Origin of the sequence: Streptomyces sp. NPDC059850, from assembly GCF_042731515.1 — a bacterium.
Taxonomy (GTDB): Bacteria; Actinomycetota; Actinomycetes; order Streptomycetales; family Streptomycetaceae; genus Streptomyces.
The window spans coordinates 330,512-347,678 of the sequence record NZ_JBHWJI010000001.1 but is presented as its reverse complement, the minus strand read 5'-3'; the positions used below and the strand labels follow the sequence as shown (position 1 = coordinate 347,678).

Here is a 17,167-nt window from a genome sequence, read left to right as displayed (position 1 = left end):
GCGTCAGCTCCGGGGCGGCTCGTCCTCTGAGGACCCTGAGGGCCCTGAGGAGCCCTCCCGGCCCTCCCCGCCGTCCTGGGTGTCCCGTGGGGGCGTGCCCTCGGCGGTGTCCCCGCCAGGCCTGCCGCCGCCGGTGAACCGGTCGCGCAGCTTGCCGCCCAGGTCCCCGGCGCCGCCCGCCACGTCCCGTACGAACGCGATCAGCGGGTCCTTGCTGGTGCGGACCGACTCCGCGTAGTGGCTGGCCGACTCCCGGAACGAGTCGCCGACCGAGGTGTCCTTGTCCTCGTCGCGGCGCGGGTAGTGGCCGTCCATGAGCCGCTGGAAGTCCCGGCTCGCGGCCCACTCCTTCAGCTCGGCGGCGCGCACGGTGGTGAACGGGTGGCTGCGCGGCAGCATGTTCAGGATCTTGAGTACGGAGTCCCGCAGATCCCCGCTGGATTCGTACTCCTCGGCCTGCTCCAGGAAGGCGTCCACGTTCATCTCGTGCAGATGGTGGCCGCCCGCGAGCTTCATCAGCCCGCGCATCGAGGCCCGCAGGTCCTGCCCGACCAGCAGCCCCGCCCGGTCCGCCGACAGCTCCGACTTGCGGAACCACTCGCGCAGCGCCGTCACCAGGGCCAGCACCGCCACATTGCCGAGCGGAATCCAGGCGACCTTCAGGGCGAGGTTCGTCAGGAACAGCAGTATCGTCCGGTAGACGGAGTGCCCCGACAGCGCGTGGCCCACCTCATGGCCGATGACCGCCCGCATCTCCTCCGCGTCGAGCAGTTCCACCAGCCCGGTGGTCAGCACGATGATCGGCGCGTCCATGCCGATGCACATCGCGTTCGGCTTCGGGTCCTGGGTGACGTACATCGCCGGGACCTGCTCCAGGTCCAGGATGTAGCAGGCGTCCCGCAGCATGTCGTGGAGGTGGGCGAACTGCCGGTCGCTGACCCGCACCGAATCGGACAGGTACAGCAGCCGCAGACTGCGCTCGGGCAGCAGCCCGCTGAGCGCCTTGAAGACGGTGTCGAAGCCGGTCAGCTTGCGCAGCGCGATCAGCGCCGAGCGGTCGGCCGGATGTTCGTACGCGCGTGAGGAAATGCCCGGGAACCGCCGCCTCTCGCGGCTGGGCACATGCTCGCGTCCCTCTCCGGCGCCGCTCCCGTCGCCGGTCCCATGGGTATGGCTGTCGCTCATCCGTCCCCCTCGTGCGGACTGTTCCCGCAGTGCCTCGGCCGTGTCCGTCCCCCCTGGTGGACCCCACCTTAGGCCCTGCCGGGCGGGGGTCTAGCGTGGAGACATGCCCGATATGACTGGCCTCACCACCGTGCTCGCCGCCACTTCCAAGGACCAGGGACCGGGAGCGCTGCTGCGCACGGTCATCGTCGTAGGCGTCGTGGGATCCGTCCTGGTCGCGTGGTTCCTGCTGCGGGGGTACAAACAGGACTGAGGGCGGGCCGAAGGGCACACTGAGAGCAGCCCCGGAATCCGGCTCGCATACGATGTTGCGGACGTGACGTGACGCCGAGACCCGGATAGGTATCGCCTGCGATGAGCGCTTTCAGCACCGCACATGCCGCCCTGACCACCCTGGCGAGCGGGGGCGGTGAGCACGTGGACACCCACCCGAGCATCAGCCCCTACATGACCGGCGGTGCCGCTCTGGTCATCCTGTTCCTGCTGCTGTGGATCACCACCCGCTTCAACCGGGACCGCTGACCTGGGCCGTTGCCTCTTCGGGCCCCGGTTTCGAGCCGGGCCCAGTAGGGTCTGCACGCATGGAAGAGGAGAAGGGGCCCGCCAAGCGGCGGCTCGGTGTGATGGGCGGGACGTTCGACCCGATCCACCACGGTCACCTGGTCGCGGCGAGTGAGGTGGCGTCGCAGTTCCACCTGGACGAGGTCGTGTTCGTACCGACCGGGCAGCCGTGGCAGAAGAGCCACAAAAAGGTTTCCCCGGCCGAGGACCGCTATCTGATGACGGTCATCGCGACCGCGTCGAACCCGCAGTTCTCGGTCAGCCGTATCGACATCGATCGCGGCGGCGCGACGTACACCACGGACACGCTCCGGGATCTGCGCGCGCTCAACGGTGACGCGGACCTGTTCTTCATCACCGGAGCGGACGCGCTCGCCCAGATCCTCACGTGGCGCGACGCCGAAGTGCTGTTCTCGCTCGCCCACTTCATCGGCGTGACGCGTCCCGGGCACATACTGGCCGACCCGGGACTGCCGGAGGGCGGGGTGTCGCTGGTCGAGGTTCCGGCGCTGGCGATCTCGTCGTCGGACTGCCGGGCGCGTGTCGCACACGGCGAACCCGTCTGGTACCTGGTGCCGGACGGTGTGGTGCGGTACATCGACAAGCGAGAGCTGTACCGGCACGACTGCTGAAGGGGTACCGGTGAACGACGGACAGGACCCGTACGACCCGTACGCACGGGATCCGTATGCCCAGGAGCCGCAGATCTACGGCTACGACGCCTATGGGCAGCCGGTGTACCAGCCTCCGGGGACGCAGCAGGGTTACGACCCGTCGTCGTACTACGGGCAGCAGCAGGGGCAGCAGGACGGCTACGGATACGGCTACGACCCGTACGGCCAGGCGCAGCAGACACAGCAGGCCCAGCAGGCGCAGACGCAGTATCCGCAGACGCAGCAGCCGTACGACCCGTACTACGGACAGCAGCAGCACTATCCGCAGGACGTCCAGCAGCAGGACCAGTACGGGCAGCAGGGCTACGGCTACGCCGCGCCTGCCGCACCCGCTGCCCCCGCCCCGGCCGCCCCGGCCGCACCGGGCGCCCCGGTCGCACCGGCCGAGGAGGACGAGCCGAACCCGTACGAGGAGCTGGCCGAGCTGGCCGGGCAGGAGCCGTCCCGCGGCGCCCCCGCCCCCGCCCCGGCCCCCTCGGCCCCGTCTCCGGACGGCCCCCGGAAGCCCGGCGGCGCGGGCAAGCCCGGCACGGATCCGGAGTACCGCACCGAGCAGTTCTCCTTCGTGGAGGAGCCCGACGAGGACTCCGAAGACGTCATCGACTGGCTGAAGTTCGCCGAGACCCGCTCCGAGCGGCGTGACGAGCGCCGCCGCAAGGGCCGCAACCGGTTCGTCGCGCTCGTCACGGTGCTGGTCCTCGCCGCCGTGGGCGGGGTCGGCTACCTCTGGTACGCGGGCAAGCTGCCCGGTCTCTCCGCCGACGGCGATGCCCAGGCGGCGGCCGGGGGGCCGCAGAAGCGGGATGTGATCGTCGTCCATCTGCGGGAGCTGAAGGGCGGCCGTACGTCCACCGCGCTGCTGGTGGACAACGAGACCACCAAGAAGGGCACCACCGTCCTGCTGCCGAACGACCTGTCCGTCTCCACCGAGGACGGCGGTTCCACCACGCTCGGCAAGTCGGTGACCGACGAGGGCTCGGACGCCACCCGGGACTCCCTGTCCACCCTGCTGGGCTCGAAGATCCAGGGCACCTGGCGGCTGGACACGCCCTATCTGGAGAACCTCGTCGAGCTGGTCGGCAGCATCACCCTGGACACCGACACCACCGTCCCGGCGGCCCGGAAGGGCGAGGACCCGCTGGTCAAGCGTGGCAAGGAGCAGGTGCTGAGCGGCCAGGCGGCGGTGGCGTACGCCACCTACCGGGCCCCGGGCGAGGCGCAGACCAAGCAGCTCGCGCGGTTCGGCCAGGTCATGGACGCCTCCCTGAAGAAGGTCTCCAGCGATACGGGCGGCGCTACCAAGACCGTCGAGCAGCTGGCCCAGATCCCCGACCCGTCGCTGTCCGAGCAGCAGCTCGGCGCCTCGCTTGCGCGGCTCGCCGGACAGGCCAAGGGCGGTGACTACGACACGATGATGCTGCCGGTCCAGAGCGACGGCACGCTCAGTGCCCGGGCGACCGACCGGGTCGTCAAGAGCGTCCTCGGCGGCACGGTCAAGAACACCGACCCGGGCTCCGCGGCGCGGGTGAGCGTGACCAGCGCGGGCGGTGGCCAGGACGCGTCGGGCGCCGCCCGGGTCGCGCTGGTCAACGGCGGTTTCACGGTCGTCGCGGCCACCGAGGGCGGCTCTCCGCAGCAGACCTCGCGGGTGACGTACGCGGACGCCAAGCAGGCCGGGCAGGCCAAGGAGGTCGCCAAGACCCTCGGACTGCCCGCGACCTCGGTCGCCAAGGGCAAGGGCGCGGCCAACGCGGATGTGACGGTGGTCCTCGGCGCGGATTACGACCCCCAGGGCTGAGTCGCGGCCTCCGTAACCGGTGTCACGGCGGTCACGGGGTAATGGCCGCGAGCCGTGTCGGTGGGGCGTGAGACCCTTGGGGGGCCAGACCCTGAGGGTCCCCACCGACCGGAAAGCCTCGCTTGTGACCGCCACGGACCGCTCCATCGAGCTCATCAACGCCGCCGCCCAGGCAGCCGCCGACAAGCTCGCGCACGACATCATCGCGTACGACGTCAGCGACGTGCTCTCGATCACCGACGCCTTCCTGCTGGCCTCGGCGCCCAACGACCGCCAGGTCAAGTCGATCGTCGACGAGATCGAGGAGCGGCTGAACAAGGACCTGGGTGCCAAGCCGGTGCGCCGCGAGGGCGACCGCGAGGCCCGCTGGGTGCTGCTGGACTACGTGGACATCGTGGTGCACGTCCAGCACAGCGAGGAGCGCGTCTTCTACGCCCTGGAGCGGCTGTGGAAGGACTGCCCGCAGCTGGAGCTTCCGGCCGACGCCCAGGCCACCCGCGGCAAGGCGGAGGAGTACGCGCAGGCGCAGGGCCCGGACGGCGGTGCGGGCGGTGAGCTGAGCTGAACGGCACCATGAGCGGCCGCGGCCGCCGCATAGTCCTGTGGCGGCACGGCCAGACGGCCTGGAACATCGAGCGCCGTTTCCAGGGCTCGCTGGACATCGAGCTGACCGACACCGGCGTCGCCCAGGCCCACCGCGCGGCCCGGCTGCTGGCCGGGCTGCGGCCGGACGCGATCGTCGCCTCCGACCTCAAGCGGGTCGTGGCGACCGCCGCCGAGCTGGCGACCGTGACCGGGCTCACGGTCGACCACTACGCGGGGCTGCGGGAGACCTACGCCGGTGAGTGGCAGGGGCTCACGCACGAGGAGATCATCGAGCGGTTCGGCGACCAGTACGCGGCGTGGAAGCGCGGCGAGCCGGTGCGGCGCGGCGGCGGCGAGCTGGAGTCCGAGGTCGCCGACCGGGCGGCGCCGGTCGTGCTGGAGGCCGCCGAGAAGCTGCCCGACGGCGGCACCCTCGTGGTGGTCAGTCACGGCGGCACGATCCGCACCACCATCGGGCGGCTGCTCGGCTTGGAGCCGCACACCTGGGAGGCGCTCGGCGGCCTCTCGAACTGCTGCTGGTCGGTGCTGGGCGAGGGCGCGCGCGGCTGGCGGCTGCTGGAGCACAACGCCGGATCGCTCCCCGAGCCCGTCCTCGGTGACGACGCCTAAGCGACGACCGGCGGCCCCCTCCCGGCCCGATTTCCTTTTCCGGCTGGTCACCGGCTAAGCTCCTTCTTGTTCGAAGCGCAGCGGCGCGGAGAGCAGCGGGGCTATAGCTCAGTTGGTAGAGCGCCTGCATGGCATGCAGGAGGTCAGGAGTTCAATTCTCCTTAGCTCCACAGATGGCGGCGATCCCGTCTCCCTCACCGGGAGGCGGGATCGCCGCTTTTGTGCGCGCGGCGTGTGTGCGTGGCCCGTCTCGCCTGTGGCCGCCCCCTGTTGACGTCGGCTCAACTCGGCCTGTCGCCGGGGTGGCTGGGTTCGGTGCGATCTTCCTGGGTAGGTTGGACGACACCGCCCGAGCGCGCGAGGCTCGGCGGAAGTGGCGGTGTGCGAGGCGCTGATGAGTCTGGTGAGGCGTCTGTTCGCATCTCCGCTGACCTGGGCGTCGCCCCGTGGCAGAATCGGACCGCCGGCGGGGGCGCAGGGCCGATAGTCCGATGGGGAGGGACGGGTGGGATGCCGACCAGCATCCTCGACGCGTTCGAGGACCTTTCCGAGGCAGCTCGGGAGGGCATCGAATGCCCGGCCTGCGGCTCCGGTCATGTGGCTCAGGTACTCGGTGACAACGGCGGTGTTTCCTACGTGTGTACGGCCTGCGGCCACAGCTGGAGCTGAGTGACATGGGAGCACACAGCCGGAAATGTGACTGGTGTGGCGGCGGCACACCCATCGTCCGCGACATGGAGCCGCTCAACTCCGACTACCAGTACTGGTGCGCGGAGTGCGCCCAGGCGCTGATCATCAAGGGCGACCCGATCGAGACCTACCGGGAGCTGGAGGGCGAGCCGATCTACGGTCGGCTCCTCGAAGAGCACTGCACGCTGAAGCGTTTCTACTCGTTCGCGACGGCGTGAGGGCACTGGTCAGGACCCGCGCGGCAATCGATTTGGCTAAAGCCCGGGGCGTCCGTGTAATGTAGGCGATGCCGCCGAGGGGAACCGGACAGGAAACCCGGGCGGAACAGCAAGACCTGGGGCTATAGCTCAGTTGGTAGAGCGCCTGCATGGCATGCAGGAGGTCAGGAGTTCAATTCTCCTTAGCTCCACAATCCCAGGAGCGGGCCGTCCGAAGCGGACGGCCCGCTTCTCGTTTCCTCGCTCGCGCCCCACTCGCGTACAACCTCGATGCGGGTCCTCGGTGCCCTGCGGTAACCTGACCCCATGCGTGCCGTACGCCTTCTGCTTAGCGGGCCGCGCTGATCAGTCCCGACCGCGATCATCTTCGGTCGGCATCGGCGCGGCGTCCCCTCCTGTGTGAGGGGCCTTTTTGTTTCACCGGACAAGAGGGAATCGGCCTGTACCGCGGGCAGAGACGACCAATGGAGCTTTGAGGATCATGAGCGAGACCAATGCCGCAGCCGAGGTGGCCGCGCCGCACCGCTACACGGCCGCGCTGGCCGCTGACATCGAGGCCCGCTGGCAGGACTTCTGGGACGCGAACGGCACGTACAACGCTCCCAACCCGGGCGGGGACCTGACCGGTGACGCCGACGTCGTCGCCCGCCCGAAGAAGTTCGTCATGGACATGTTCCCGTACCCCTCGGGTGCGGGGCTGCACGTGGGCCATCCGCTGGGCTACATCGCCACCGATGTGTACGCCCGCTACCACCGCATGACGGGCCACAACGTCCTGCACACCCTGGGCTTCGACGCCTTCGGCCTGCCCGCCGAGCAGTACGCGGTGCAGACCGGCACCCACCCCCGGGCCAGCACCGACGCCAACATCATCAACATGCGGCGCCAGCTGCGACAGCTGGGCCTGGGCCACGACCCGCGCCGCTCCTTCGCCACGATCGACCCGGACTACTACAAGTGGACCCAGTGGATCTTCCTGCAGATCTTCAATTCCTGGTACGACCCGGAGGCGAAGACCGCGCGGCCGATCGACATCCTGGTGGAGCAGTTCGCCTCCGGTGAGCGCGCCACCCCCGACGGGCGCCCCTGGGACGCGCTGACCGAGGCCGAGCGGGCGGACGTCCTGGGCGGCTACCGCCTGGCGTACGCCTCGGACGCGCCCGTCAACTGGTGCCCCGGCCTGGGCACCGTGCTGGCCAACGAGGAGGTCACCGCGGACGGCCGCTCCGAGCGCGGCAACTTCCCGGTCTTCAAGGCCAAGCTGCGCCAGTGGAACATGCGGATCACCGCCTACGCGGACCGGCTGCTGGACGACCTGGACGCGCTGGACTGGCCCGAGGCCATCAAGCTGCAGCAGCGCAACTGGATCGGCCGCAGCGAGGGCGCCCGGGTGGACTTCCCGGTGCAGGACCACGCCGACGCGAAGATCACGGTCTTCACCACCCGCCAGGACACCCTGTTCGGCGCGACCTACATGGTGCTGGCGCCCGAGCACGACCTGGTCGACTCCATCGTCCCGGCCGCCTGGCCCGAGGACACCCACGACGTGTGGACCGGGGGCCACGCCACCCCGGCCGCCGCTGTGGACGCGTACCGCAAGCAGGCCGCGGCCAAGTCGGATGTCGAGCGGCAGGCAGAGGCGAAGGACAAGACCGGCGTCTTCACCGGTGCGTACGCGATCAACCCGGTCAGCGGCGACCGGGTGCCGGTCTTCATCGCCGACTACGTGCTGATGGGCTACGGCACCGGCGCGATCATGGCCGTCCCGGCGCACGACGGCCGTGACTTCGCCTTCGCCCGCGCCTTCGAGCTGCCGATGCGCTGCGTCGTCGAGCCCTCTGACGATCGCGGTACCGACCCGTCGACCTGGGACGACGCTTTCGCCTCGTACGACGCCAAGATCGTCAACTCGGCGGGTGACGGCATCTCGCTGGACGGCCTGGGCGTGACCGAGGCCAAGGCCCGGATCACCGAATGGCTGGAGGCCCGCTCCATCGGTGAGGGCACCGTCAACTTCCGGCTGCGCGACTGGCTGTTCAGCCGCCAGCGCTACTGGGGCGAGCCCTTCCCGATCGTCTACGACGAGGACGGCGTGGCCCACCCGCTGCCCGAGTCGATGCTGCCGCTGGAGCTGCCCGAGGTCGAGGACTACTCGCCGCGCACCTTCGACCCCGACGACGCCGACACCTCCCCGGAGACCCCGCTGTCCCGGAACGAGGAGTGGGTCCACGTGGAGCTGGACCTGGGCGACGGGCGGGGCACGCGCCCGTACCGCCGCGAGACCAACACCATGCCCAACTGGGCGGGCTCCTGCTGGTACGAGCTGCGCTACCTGGACCCGAACAACGGCGAGCGGCTGGTCGACCCCGGCACCGAGCGCTACTGGATGGGTCCGCGCGACGGGCAGCCGCACGGCGGTGTCGACCTGTACGTCGGCGGCGCCGAGCACGCGGTGCTGCACCTGCTGTACGCCCGCTTCTGGTCCAAGGTGCTGTTCGACCTGGGCCATGTCTCGTCGGCCGAGCCGTTCCACAAGCTGTACAACCAGGGCATGATCCAGGCCTACGTCTACCGGGACAGCCGCGGCATCGCCGTCCCGGCCGCCGAGGTCGAGGAGCGCGACGGGGCGTACTGGTACGAGGGCGAGAAGGTCACCCGTCTGCTGGGCAAGATGGGCAAGTCCCTGAAGAACGCTGTCACCCCGGACGAGATCTGCGCCGAGTACGGGGCGGACACGCTGCGCCTGTACGAGATGGCCATGGGCCCGCTGGACGTCTCGCGCCCGTGGGACACCCGCGCGGTCGTCGGCCAGTACCGGCTGCTGCAGCGGCTGTGGCGGAACGTCGTGGACGAGGCCTCCGGCGAGGTCACCGTCGTCGACGCGGAGCCCGACGAGGACACGCTGCGCGCCCTGCACAAGGCGATCGACGGGGTCCGACAGGACATGGTGGGGCTGCGCTTCAACACCGCCATCGCCAAGATCACCGAGCTGAACAACCACGTCACCAAGGTGCGCGAGGTGCCGCGCTCGGTCGCCGAGCGGATGGTGCTGCTGATCGCGCCGCTGGCCCCGCACATCGCCGAGGAGCTGTGGCGCAAGCTGGGGCACGAGGCGTCGGTCGTCCACGAGCCCTTCCCGGTCGCCGATCCGGCGTACGTCGTGGACGAGACGGTGACCTGCGTCGTCCAGATCAAGGGCAAGGTCAAGGCCCGGCTGGAGGTCGCCCCGTCGGTCTCCGACGAGGAGCTGGAGGCGCTGGCCCTGGGTGACCCGGCGGTGGTCGCGGCGCTGGACGGCGCGGGCATCCGCAAGGTGATCGTGCGGGCGCCGAAGCTGGTGAACATCGTTCCGGCCTGACCGCTCGGGGCTCGGGGGATACCCGTAAGGGCGGGCTGGGGGTTCGTCAGGAACCCTCGGCCCGCCCGGTCCGTTTACGCTGGGAGGACAGCTGCCACCGCGGTGACCGCCGCCCGAAGGAGCGCACATGGAAGCCATCTGGATCCTGTTGCTGCTTTTCATCATGTTCATGGTGACCGGCGCTTATGTCACCGTGCGGGTGGTCAGGACGGCCAAGCGCGGTCTCGACCGCACCGTGGACCAGGCCCGCCGCACGGTCGAGGACACCCGGCTCCGGGCCCGCCAGTTCTCCCGCCCGGGCGCGGCCGGTGAGCTGGCCGAGCTGCGGCTGTCGCTGCGTTCGTCGATGTCCGCCACCGAGCAGGCCCTGCAGGCGGTGGCGGGCCAAGACCGCTCCGTGGTGGAGTCGTTGGACCTGTTCCGGCGGCTCGGCGAACACGGCCGCGAGCTGGACGACGACCTCAAGCGGCTGGAGCGGGAGCCCGACCGGGCCCGCCTCGCCGCCCTGCTCCCGGAGCTGCGGGAGCGTACGGAGCGGATCACGCACTCCGCGGACTCGCTGCGGTGGGCGGTGCGGGAGCGGGCCCAGCGGTTCGCCCACGACGAGCTGGACGCGCTGGGACGCGAGATCGAGATGGAGGCGGGGGCGCTGCGGCACTGGACCGTGGCCGAGCCGGCGCCGGAGCCCGCGGGCGAGCGCGCGTCCCGGCAGGAACAGCCGCGCCAGGAATCGCCGCGCCAGGAATCGCCCCGGCAGGAAGCACCCCAGCAGGAACCGCCTTCCCTGGGGACCGCGCCGCGGCCGCAGCCGTACTCCTGGCAGAAGTCCGCCCGCCCCGAGAACACCGCCTGACCACGGACTTACCGGTAGGGTCGGTGATCGTCGGTGGGGTCGCGCTGTCGGCCCGGGGCCTCCCCGGATAATCTCCCAGTCATGTCCCGCCATGTCGCGATCGTGACCGATTCAACGGCTTACCTGCCGCAGGAGGCGATGGAGCGGCATCGCATCACCGCCGTCCCGCTGACGGTGGTGCTCGGAGACCGGGCACTGGAGGAAGGGACCGAGGTCTCGGCCCTGTCACTCGCGGAGGCCCTGCAGAAGCGCAAGCCGGTGACCACGTCCCGGCCCAGCCCGGAGACCTTCGCGGACGCCTACCGCGCGGCAGCGGCGGAGGGCGCGACCGGCATCGTCTCGCTGCATCTGTCCGCCGAGATCTCCGGCACCTACGACGCGGCGGTGCTCGCCGCGCAGGACGCGCCCGTACCGGTGCGGGTGGTGGACAGCGGCATGGTCGCGATGGCGCTCGGCTTCTGCGCCCTGGCGGCGGCCGGGGCCGCGGAGGGCGGCGGCACGCTGGACGAGGCGGTCGCGGCGGCCCAGAAGCGGGCCGACGGCACCGCCGCCTACTTCTACGTCGACACCCTCGACTATCTGCGCCGTGGCGGCCGCATCGGCGCGGCGCAGGCCCTCCTCGGCTCCGCACTCGCGGTCAAACCGCTGCTCCAGGTCGATGAGGGCCGGATCGAACTGCGGGAGAAGGTCCGCACCGCCTCCAAGGCGATCGCCCGGCTCGAGGAGATCGTGGTGGAGCGGGCGGGCCGGAGCCCGGTGGACATCGCCGTCCAGCACCTCGCGGCGCCCGAGCGCGCGACCGCCCTTGCGGAGCGGCTGCGGGAGCGGGTGCCGGGGCTCGTGGAGCTGTACGTGAGCGAGGTGGGCGCGGTGATCGGGGCGCACACCGGGCCGGGGCTGCTGGGCGCGGTGGTCTCGCCGCGCTGATCACCTGCCCGGGTGACGGACTTTTCCACAAACCCCGGGTTATCCCCGGAATCCGGGACCGCTCAGCGGGATCGGGCGCAGGTGCCTACCGTCGGGTGGCATGAGGACCCGATCACACACAGTTATCGCCCGCCCGGCCCGAGGCCGCCACCGCGAGGCCCGCCCCCACCGCCGTCTCACGGCCCCGCGCTGCCCGGCCCCACCACCCCGCCACGCCCGCGCGGCGGCCCTCTTCCCCACCCCACCGATCCGAAGCCCCAACCCCCCAACACCCCCCGCCACACAGCCACCCCCGCCTCCCACCCGGCCCTCTGCTCCTGGCCCGCTGCCTGCTCGGGGTGGGGCCTCTGCTCCTGGCCCGGCGTCCGGTTCGGCTGCGGCGCCCGCCGCCAGCCTGGTGCCCGCTCCGGTCTCGGTGCCTGCTTGGGGTCCGGTCTCTGCTCGCGGCCCGGTGCCCGTGTGGAGTCGCGCCCCTACTCCTGGCACGGTGTCCGGTTCGGCTCAGGCGCCTGCCGCCAGCCTGGTGCCTGCTCCAGGTTCGGTGCCTGCCTGGGGTCGGGTTTCTGCTCCTGGCTCGGCTTCGGCTCCTGCCTCCCGCCCAGCGTCCGCTCCGATCCCGCTGCCTGCTCGGGACCCGGGTTCTGCCTCAGCCCCGGCGCCCGCTTCCAGTCCGGCATCCGCCGCAGGCCCAGCCCCCGCTTCAGTCCCGGCGCCCGCTCGGGGTCCGGCTTTCGCTCCAGCCGTGCTCGATTCGGCTTCGGCGCCCGCCGCAAGCCCAGTCCCCACCCCGGGCCCAGGGTCTGCTTCGGCTCCGGCGTCCGCTTGGACCTCGACCAAGTCCTCGGTTCTGGCGTCCGCCCCGGTTCCGGCGTCCGTTCCGGTCCAGGCGTTTGGGGCGGGCCGGGCATCTGGCTCAGGGGCGGCCTCGGTCTCGGGTGCGGTGCCCGCCTCGGGGCAGGCGTCCGGGTTTGGCCGGGCGGACTTGGGCGTGGGAGGCGTGTCTGACCTGGGGGCGGTGTTTGCGTCGAGGCGGGCGGCCGCCAAGGGTGCGGGGCCTGCTGCGAGTCGGGGGACCGTGCCAGTTCCGGAGCCGTCTCCAAGCCCGGTCGCCCCTCCGAATCCGGCACCCGGTTCGGGGGTGGCGCCGGGGTCGAGGCGGGCGTCCGTCCGGGGGTCGGGAGCGGCCGCCGTTCCGGGCGTGGAGCCGACGGCCGCGTTGGGAGCGGGTGTCGGCTCGGTCGACGACGTGGGCGTGCCCTCGGGACGGGAGTCCGGCGGCCAGGCCCGGCGGCGCGCGCCGCGTTGGGCCGTGCCGGACGGCGGGGACGAGGACGCCCCCGAGGAGAACACCGGCCGCGGGTCCGGCTCGCCGCTTCGCCGCCGTGAACGGATGTGGCTGGCGCTGCGCGAACGCCTTCCGTTGTGGCTTCAGCTGCGCTGCGGCATGGAGTTACGGACCGTCGCCGCGCTCGCGGTCGCCCTCGTCGTCGCGGTGGCCTTCGCCGTCTACCACTTCTGGAGCGGCCGCCCGCAGACCGTGCGGGCGCCCGAGCCCGAGCCCGCGCGCGCGGCGGCCGCCAGCCCCGGACCGACGGACGGGGTGCGTCCAGCCGCCGGGGCGGGCGGCGGTCGGTCGGTCGTGGTCGATGTGACGGGCAAGGTCCGCCATCCGGGGCTGCGCCAACTGCCGTCCGGGGCACGGGTCGCCGACGCGCTCAAGGCGGCGGGCGGGGCGCGGCCGGGCGCGGACACGAGCGGACTGAACCGCGCCCGACCCCTGGTGGACGGTGAGCAGATCGTGGTCGGCGCCCCGGCGAACCAGGCCCCGGCAGGCCCCGCCGCCACCGGCCCGGTCCCCGGACCAGGAGCAGGGCCCGGACCCGCCGCACCGGCCGCCGGGGTGATCAGCCTCAACTCGGCGACGGCGGAACAGCTCGACACCCTGCCGGGGGTCGGCCCGGTCCTGGCCCGCCACATCCTCGACTACCGCACCCAGCACGGCGGATTCCGCTCCATCGATGAGCTTCGCGAGGTCAACGGCATCGGCGACCGCCGGTTCGCCGATCTCCGCCCGCTGGTTCAGCCATGACGTCCCTACCAACCACCCGCACCCGTGCCGAGGTGCACGCGGCCGCCGCCTCTCCGCGCGGGGCGTCCGATCCCCGCCAGGAGGGCCCGGCGGACCTCCGCCTGGTGCCGCCCGCGCTGGCGGCCTGGGCCGCGGGGGCGATCGCCTTGGGCACATCGGGCCGCACGGTGGCCGTGGCCTGCGCGGGAGCCTTCCTGGCGGCGGCCGTCCTGCTGTACGGGATCCGTCGGCGCCGGGCCGCCATGGGCCGGACCCGTCGGCGGACGGCGGGGGCCGTGGCGGCGGTCCTGCTGTGCGGGGCCACAGCAGGGGCGGTCGCCGCGCTGCACGCGGCGGATGTGCGGCGCGGACCGGTCCCGGCGCTGGCCGGGGAGTTCGCCGAGGCGACGGCCGAGGTGACGGTCACGCGCGATCCGAGGCTCAGCCGCCCCCGGGTGCGCGGGGCCGCGCTGGCGCCCGTCTCGGTGGTGGTCGAGGCCGAGGCCACCAGGATCACCGGGCCCGACGGCACGACGACGGACACCCGGGCCCCGGTCCTGGTCACGGTCCGCCCGGAGGCCCGGCAGCGCGCGGCGTGGCTGCGGCTGCTGCCGTCCACGCGGCTGCGGGTGCACGGCCGCCTGGCGCCACCGCTGCACGAGGGAGACCGGGTCGCGGCGGTGGTGCGCGGTGGTGGCGGGCCGCCGCGCGTCATCGGGGCGCCCAGCTCGGTCCAGCGGTTCGCGGGCCGGTTGCGCGCCGGGCTGCGGACGGCGACCGACGGGCTGTCCCCGGACGCGCGGGCGCTGCTGCCGGGGCTGGTCGTGGGGGACACCTCACGGGTACCGCCGGACCTCGACGAGGCGTTCCGGGCCACGGACATGACGCATCTGCTGGCCGTCTCCGGGAGCAACCTCACGCTGCTGCTGGCACTGCTGACCGGCCCTCCCCACCTCGCCGCGCGGGCCGAGCGGCGCGGGCTGGCCGCAGCGCTCGGCATACGGCTCCGGACGACGGCCCTGTTCGGCGGCGCGATCACCCTCGGCTTCGTGATCGTCTGCAGACCCGACCCCAGCGTGCTGCGGGCGGCGGCATGCGGCCTGATCACGCTGCTGGCCATCGGCACCGGGCGCCGCCGCTCCCTGCTCCCGGCCCTGGCCGCCGCGGTCCTCGCGCTGCTGCTGTACGACCCGTGGCTGGCCCGGAGCTATGGGTTCCTGCTGTCCGTCCTGGCCACCGGCGCGCTGCTCACCTTCGCACCGGGGTGGAGCGCCGCCCTGCGGCGCCGTGGAGTGCCACCCCGGCCCGCCGAGATGCTGGCGGCCGCCGCCGCGGCGCAGGCGGTATGCGCCCCGGTGGTGGTGATGATGGCCGCGCGGGTGAGCCTGGTGGCGATCCCCTGCAATCTCTTCGCCGAGCTGGCGGTGGGACCCGCCATGATCCTCGGCTCCGCCGCGCTCGCGGTGGCCCCGCTCGCGCTTCCGGTCGCCCGGTGGATTGCCTGGCCCGCGGGCTGGCCTGCCGAGTGGATCGCCGGGGTGGCCAGGACCGGCGCGGGGCTACCCGGCGCGGAGGCGGGCTGGCCGGGCGGCTGGCCCGGTGGGCTGCTGCTGGCGGCGGTCACCCTGGTCGCCGTCCTCCTGGGGCGCCACCTGCTGCGGCACCGGTGGCTAGGGGCGGCCTGCGCGCTGCTCCTGCTGCTCGCGGTGGTCCGGCCCGCGCCGCTGACCCGGGTCATCACCGGGTGGCCGCCGCCCGGTTGGCGCATGGTGGCCTGCGACGTGGGCCAGGGGGACGCCCTGGTCCTGGCGGCGGGCCCCGGCACGGCCGTCGTCGTGGACGCCGGTCCCGAACCACGGGCCGTCGACCGCTGTCTGCGGACGCTGGGCGTGGTCCGCGTCCCGCTCCTCGTCCTCACTCACTTCCACGCCGACCACGTGGCCGGGCTGCCCGGGGCGCTGCGCGGCCGCTCGGTGGGGGCGATCGAGACGACCGGCCTGGCGGAACCGCCCGGCCAGGCCGCGGCCGTGCGGCGCCTGGCCGCGGCGGCACGGGTGCCCGTGGTGACGGCCGTGCCGGGGGAGCGGCGCCGGTCGGGCTCGCTGTCCTGGGAGGTCCTGTGGCCAGGCCCCGCCAACCCGGCCGCCGCCCCGCCACTGGAGGGGCCGAACGACGCGAGTGTGACCCTGCTGGTCCGTACGGCGGGCCTGACCCTGCTGCTCCTCGGCGATCTGGAACCCCCCGCCCAGCAGGCGCTGTTGACGGCACATCCGGCGCTGCCCCCGGTGGATGTGCTCAAGGTCGCCCACCATGGCTCGGCCTACCAGGACCCACGGCTGATCCACCGGCTGCGCCCACGGATCGCCCTGATCTCCTGCGGCGCGGACAACCCGTATGGACATCCATCACCTCGTACCGTCGCGGCCCTGGAAACCCGGGGTGCCGCCGTGCTGCGGACCGACCGGGACGGGCCGATCGCGGTGACCGGCCCGCGACTGCGGGCGGTGGCTGGTGGGAGTAGAGGGAGAGGCGGGAGCTGGGGGCGCCGGGTGCCAGTAGGTTCCAGGGGCGGACTCAACCGGTTCCGAAAGGAAGCTCGTTCATGTCGCTCGCACAGTGGACCAAGGTCGATGACTACTTCAACGGCCTTCTGGCGCCGTCGGATCCGGCCCTGGACGCCGCCCTGGAGCACAGCGCGGCCGCCGGGCTGCCGCCGCATCAGGTGGCCCCCAATCAGGGAAAGCTGCTGCAGCTACTGGCCCGGATCCAGGGGGCGCGCACGATCCTGGAGATCGGCACCCTGGGCGGGTACAGCACGATCTGGCTGGCCAGGGCGCTGCCCGACGGCGGGCGGCTGGTGACCCTGGAGGCCGACCCCCGGTGCGCGGAGGTGGCGCGGGCCAATGTGGAGCGGGCGGGGCTGGGCGAGGTCGTCGAGATCCGCACCGGCCGGGCGCTGGAGTCGCTGCCCCGGCTGGCCGAGGAGGGGCACGGCCCCTTCGACGTGGTTTTCATCGACGCCGACAAGCCCGGCAACCCCGACTACCTCGCCTGGGCGCTGCGGCTCACCCGGCCCGGCAGCCTCATCATCGGGGACAACGTGGTGCGGGACGGGGAGGTGGCCGACCCCGCCAGCACGGACCCCCGCGTCCAGGGCGTACGGCGCTTCACGGAGCTGATCGCAAGGGAGCCCCGGCTGACGGCGACGGCGGTGCAGACAGTCGGCGAGAAGGGGTACGACGGCTTCGCGCTGGCGCTGGTCACCGGGTAGCGAACGGGCGGGCAGCGGACGGCGGCTGCTTCAGGACGGCGGCTGCGCCAGGGAACGGCGGTCAGTCGGTCTCCAGCCAGCCTTCGTACTCCTCGGCGAAGGCGTCCAGCGCGGCCGGGTCCAGCCGCGCGGCGGGGTCCTCGACGACCACCAGCCACTGGGCGTCCTCGGCGTCGTCCTCACCTGCCAGGGCGTCGCGCACCAGCTGGGGCTCCTCCGCGATGCCGAAGCGTTCGGGCAGCGCCTCGGCCACCTCCTCGGCCGCGTCGCGTTCGGGCAGTACCAGCACATGGCGCACGCCGTTCAGTCCTCCATCCATCACCGGAACATTGTCGGGCATACGGACGGC

The 17,167-nt window shown here is 72.5% G+C and carries 16 protein-coding genes and 2 tRNA genes; 16 read left to right on the top strand and 2 right to left on the bottom strand.

The genetic code is table 11. The annotated features are described in order from the left end of the window. Window positions 1-3: 3 nt before the first annotated feature. Window positions 4-1,185: a M48 family metallopeptidase gene (locus ACFV9T_RS01730; protein WP_385436087.1), complete on the bottom strand. Its 1,182-nt coding sequence runs from the start codon at window positions 1,183-1,185 to the stop codon at window positions 4-6. Between the two features lie 103 nt (window positions 1,186-1,288). Between ACFV9T_RS01730 and ACFV9T_RS01725 the strand changes: the two genes are divergently transcribed. The 16 genes from ACFV9T_RS01725 to ACFV9T_RS01650 all read left to right on the top strand — a co-directional run bounded on the left by ACFV9T_RS01725 (window position 1,289) and on the right by ACFV9T_RS01650 (window position 16,818). Then, window positions 1,289-1,438, top strand: coding sequence for a hypothetical protein (locus tag ACFV9T_RS01725; RefSeq protein WP_385436134.1), 150 nt, complete (start codon window positions 1,289-1,291; stop codon window positions 1,436-1,438). A gap of 101 nt (window positions 1,439-1,539) precedes the next feature. Next, the gene (locus tag ACFV9T_RS01720; RefSeq protein ID WP_385436086.1) at window positions 1,540-1,707 is read left to right on the top strand and encodes a hypothetical protein; all 168 of its coding nucleotides are present in this window, start codon (window positions 1,540-1,542) and stop codon (window positions 1,705-1,707) included. Between the two features lie 59 nt (window positions 1,708-1,766). Continuing rightward, window positions 1,767-2,378: a nicotinate-nucleotide adenylyltransferase gene (gene nadD, locus ACFV9T_RS01715; RefSeq protein ID WP_009717958.1), complete on the top strand. Its 612-nt coding sequence runs from the start codon at window positions 1,767-1,769 to the stop codon at window positions 2,376-2,378. A gap of 10 nt (window positions 2,379-2,388) precedes the next feature. Next, complete coding sequence (locus ACFV9T_RS01710; protein WP_385436085.1) at window positions 2,389-4,218, top strand: LCP family protein; 1,830 nt, start codon at window positions 2,389-2,391, stop codon at window positions 4,216-4,218. A 124-nt stretch (window positions 4,219-4,342) separates the two neighbouring features. Beyond that, on the top strand, window positions 4,343-4,783 hold the full coding sequence (gene rsfS, locus ACFV9T_RS01705; protein ID WP_385436084.1) for a ribosome silencing factor: 441 nt from the start codon (window positions 4,343-4,345) through the stop codon (window positions 4,781-4,783). Beyond that, window positions 4,780-5,433, top strand: a complete 654-nt coding sequence (locus ACFV9T_RS01700) for a histidine phosphatase family protein (protein WP_385436131.1) — start codon at window positions 4,780-4,782, stop codon at window positions 5,431-5,433. Before rsfS ends, ACFV9T_RS01700 begins: the two co-directional genes overlap by 4 nt. A 97-nt stretch (window positions 5,434-5,530) precedes the next feature. Then, window positions 5,531-5,603, top strand: a tRNA-Ala gene (locus tag ACFV9T_RS01695). A 340-nt stretch (window positions 5,604-5,943) separates the two neighbouring features. After that, on the top strand, window positions 5,944-6,102 hold the full coding sequence (locus ACFV9T_RS01690) for a hypothetical protein (RefSeq protein WP_385436083.1): 159 nt from the start codon (window positions 5,944-5,946) through the stop codon (window positions 6,100-6,102). 5 nt (window positions 6,103-6,107) lie between these two features. Continuing rightward, window positions 6,108-6,341: a hypothetical protein gene (locus ACFV9T_RS01685; protein ID WP_009717962.1), complete on the top strand. Its 234-nt coding sequence runs from the start codon at window positions 6,108-6,110 to the stop codon at window positions 6,339-6,341. 118 nt (window positions 6,342-6,459) lie between these two features. Next, window positions 6,460-6,532: transfer RNA gene (locus ACFV9T_RS01680), tRNA-Ala, on the top strand. A gap of 290 nt (window positions 6,533-6,822) precedes the next feature. Beyond that, window positions 6,823-9,699 (top strand): leucine--tRNA ligase, encoded by a 2,877-nt coding sequence (gene leuS, locus ACFV9T_RS01675; RefSeq protein WP_385436082.1) that lies wholly within the window; start codon window positions 6,823-6,825, stop codon window positions 9,697-9,699. A 127-nt stretch (window positions 9,700-9,826) separates the two neighbouring features. Then, on the top strand, window positions 9,827-10,552 hold the full coding sequence (locus ACFV9T_RS01670) for a hypothetical protein (RefSeq protein WP_385436081.1): 726 nt from the start codon (window positions 9,827-9,829) through the stop codon (window positions 10,550-10,552). Between the two features lie 81 nt (window positions 10,553-10,633). Next, window positions 10,634-11,479, top strand: a complete 846-nt coding sequence (locus ACFV9T_RS01665; RefSeq protein WP_385436080.1) for a DegV family protein — start codon at window positions 10,634-10,636, stop codon at window positions 11,477-11,479. A gap of 1,198 nt (window positions 11,480-12,677) precedes the next feature. Then, window positions 12,678-13,568, top strand: a complete 891-nt coding sequence (locus tag ACFV9T_RS01660) for a helix-hairpin-helix domain-containing protein (protein ID WP_385436079.1) — start codon at window positions 12,678-12,680, stop codon at window positions 13,566-13,568. Continuing rightward, window positions 13,565-16,408 carry a ComEC/Rec2 family competence protein gene (locus ACFV9T_RS01655; RefSeq protein WP_385436078.1) on the top strand — a complete coding sequence of 948 codons (2,844 nt, stop codon included), beginning with the start codon at window positions 13,565-13,567 and terminating at the stop codon, window positions 16,406-16,408. Before ACFV9T_RS01660 ends, ACFV9T_RS01655 begins: the two co-directional genes overlap by 4 nt. After that, complete coding sequence (locus tag ACFV9T_RS01650; protein ID WP_385436130.1) at window positions 16,291-16,818, top strand: O-methyltransferase; 528 nt, start codon at window positions 16,291-16,293, stop codon at window positions 16,816-16,818. Before ACFV9T_RS01655 ends, ACFV9T_RS01650 begins: the two co-directional genes overlap by 118 nt. A 61-nt stretch (window positions 16,819-16,879) precedes the next feature. Here the strand turns inward: ACFV9T_RS01650 and ACFV9T_RS01645 are convergent, their stop codons facing one another. Then, entirely contained in the window at window positions 16,880-17,125 is a 246-nt protein-coding gene (locus tag ACFV9T_RS01645) for a hypothetical protein (protein WP_385436129.1), read from the bottom strand. Window positions 17,126-17,167 lie beyond the last annotated feature (42 nt).

Bases quoted from the DNA above. Each gene is read 5' to 3' on its own strand.
- ACFV9T_RS01730 (WP_385436087.1), bottom strand. From the start codon at position 1,185: ATGAGCGACAGCCATACCCATGGGACCGGCGACGGGAGCGGCGCCGGA.
- ACFV9T_RS01725 (WP_385436134.1), top strand. From the start codon at position 1,289: ATGCCCGATATGACTGGCCTCACCACCGTGCTCGCCGCCACTTCCAAG.
- ACFV9T_RS01720 (WP_385436086.1), top strand. From the start codon at position 1,540: ATGAGCGCTTTCAGCACCGCACATGCCGCCCTGACCACCCTGGCGAGC.
- nadD (WP_009717958.1), top strand. From the start codon at position 1,767: ATGGAAGAGGAGAAGGGGCCCGCCAAGCGGCGGCTCGGTGTGATGGGC.
- ACFV9T_RS01690 (WP_385436083.1), top strand. From the start codon at position 5,944: ATGCCGACCAGCATCCTCGACGCGTTCGAGGACCTTTCCGAGGCAGCT.
- ACFV9T_RS01685 (WP_009717962.1), top strand. From the start codon at position 6,108: ATGGGAGCACACAGCCGGAAATGTGACTGGTGTGGCGGCGGCACACCC.
- leuS (WP_385436082.1), top strand. From the start codon at position 6,823: ATGAGCGAGACCAATGCCGCAGCCGAGGTGGCCGCGCCGCACCGCTAC.
- ACFV9T_RS01670 (WP_385436081.1), top strand. From the start codon at position 9,827: ATGGAAGCCATCTGGATCCTGTTGCTGCTTTTCATCATGTTCATGGTG.
- ACFV9T_RS01665 (WP_385436080.1), top strand. From the start codon at position 10,634: ATGTCCCGCCATGTCGCGATCGTGACCGATTCAACGGCTTACCTGCCG.
- ACFV9T_RS01655 (WP_385436078.1), top strand. From the start codon at position 13,565: ATGACGTCCCTACCAACCACCCGCACCCGTGCCGAGGTGCACGCGGCC.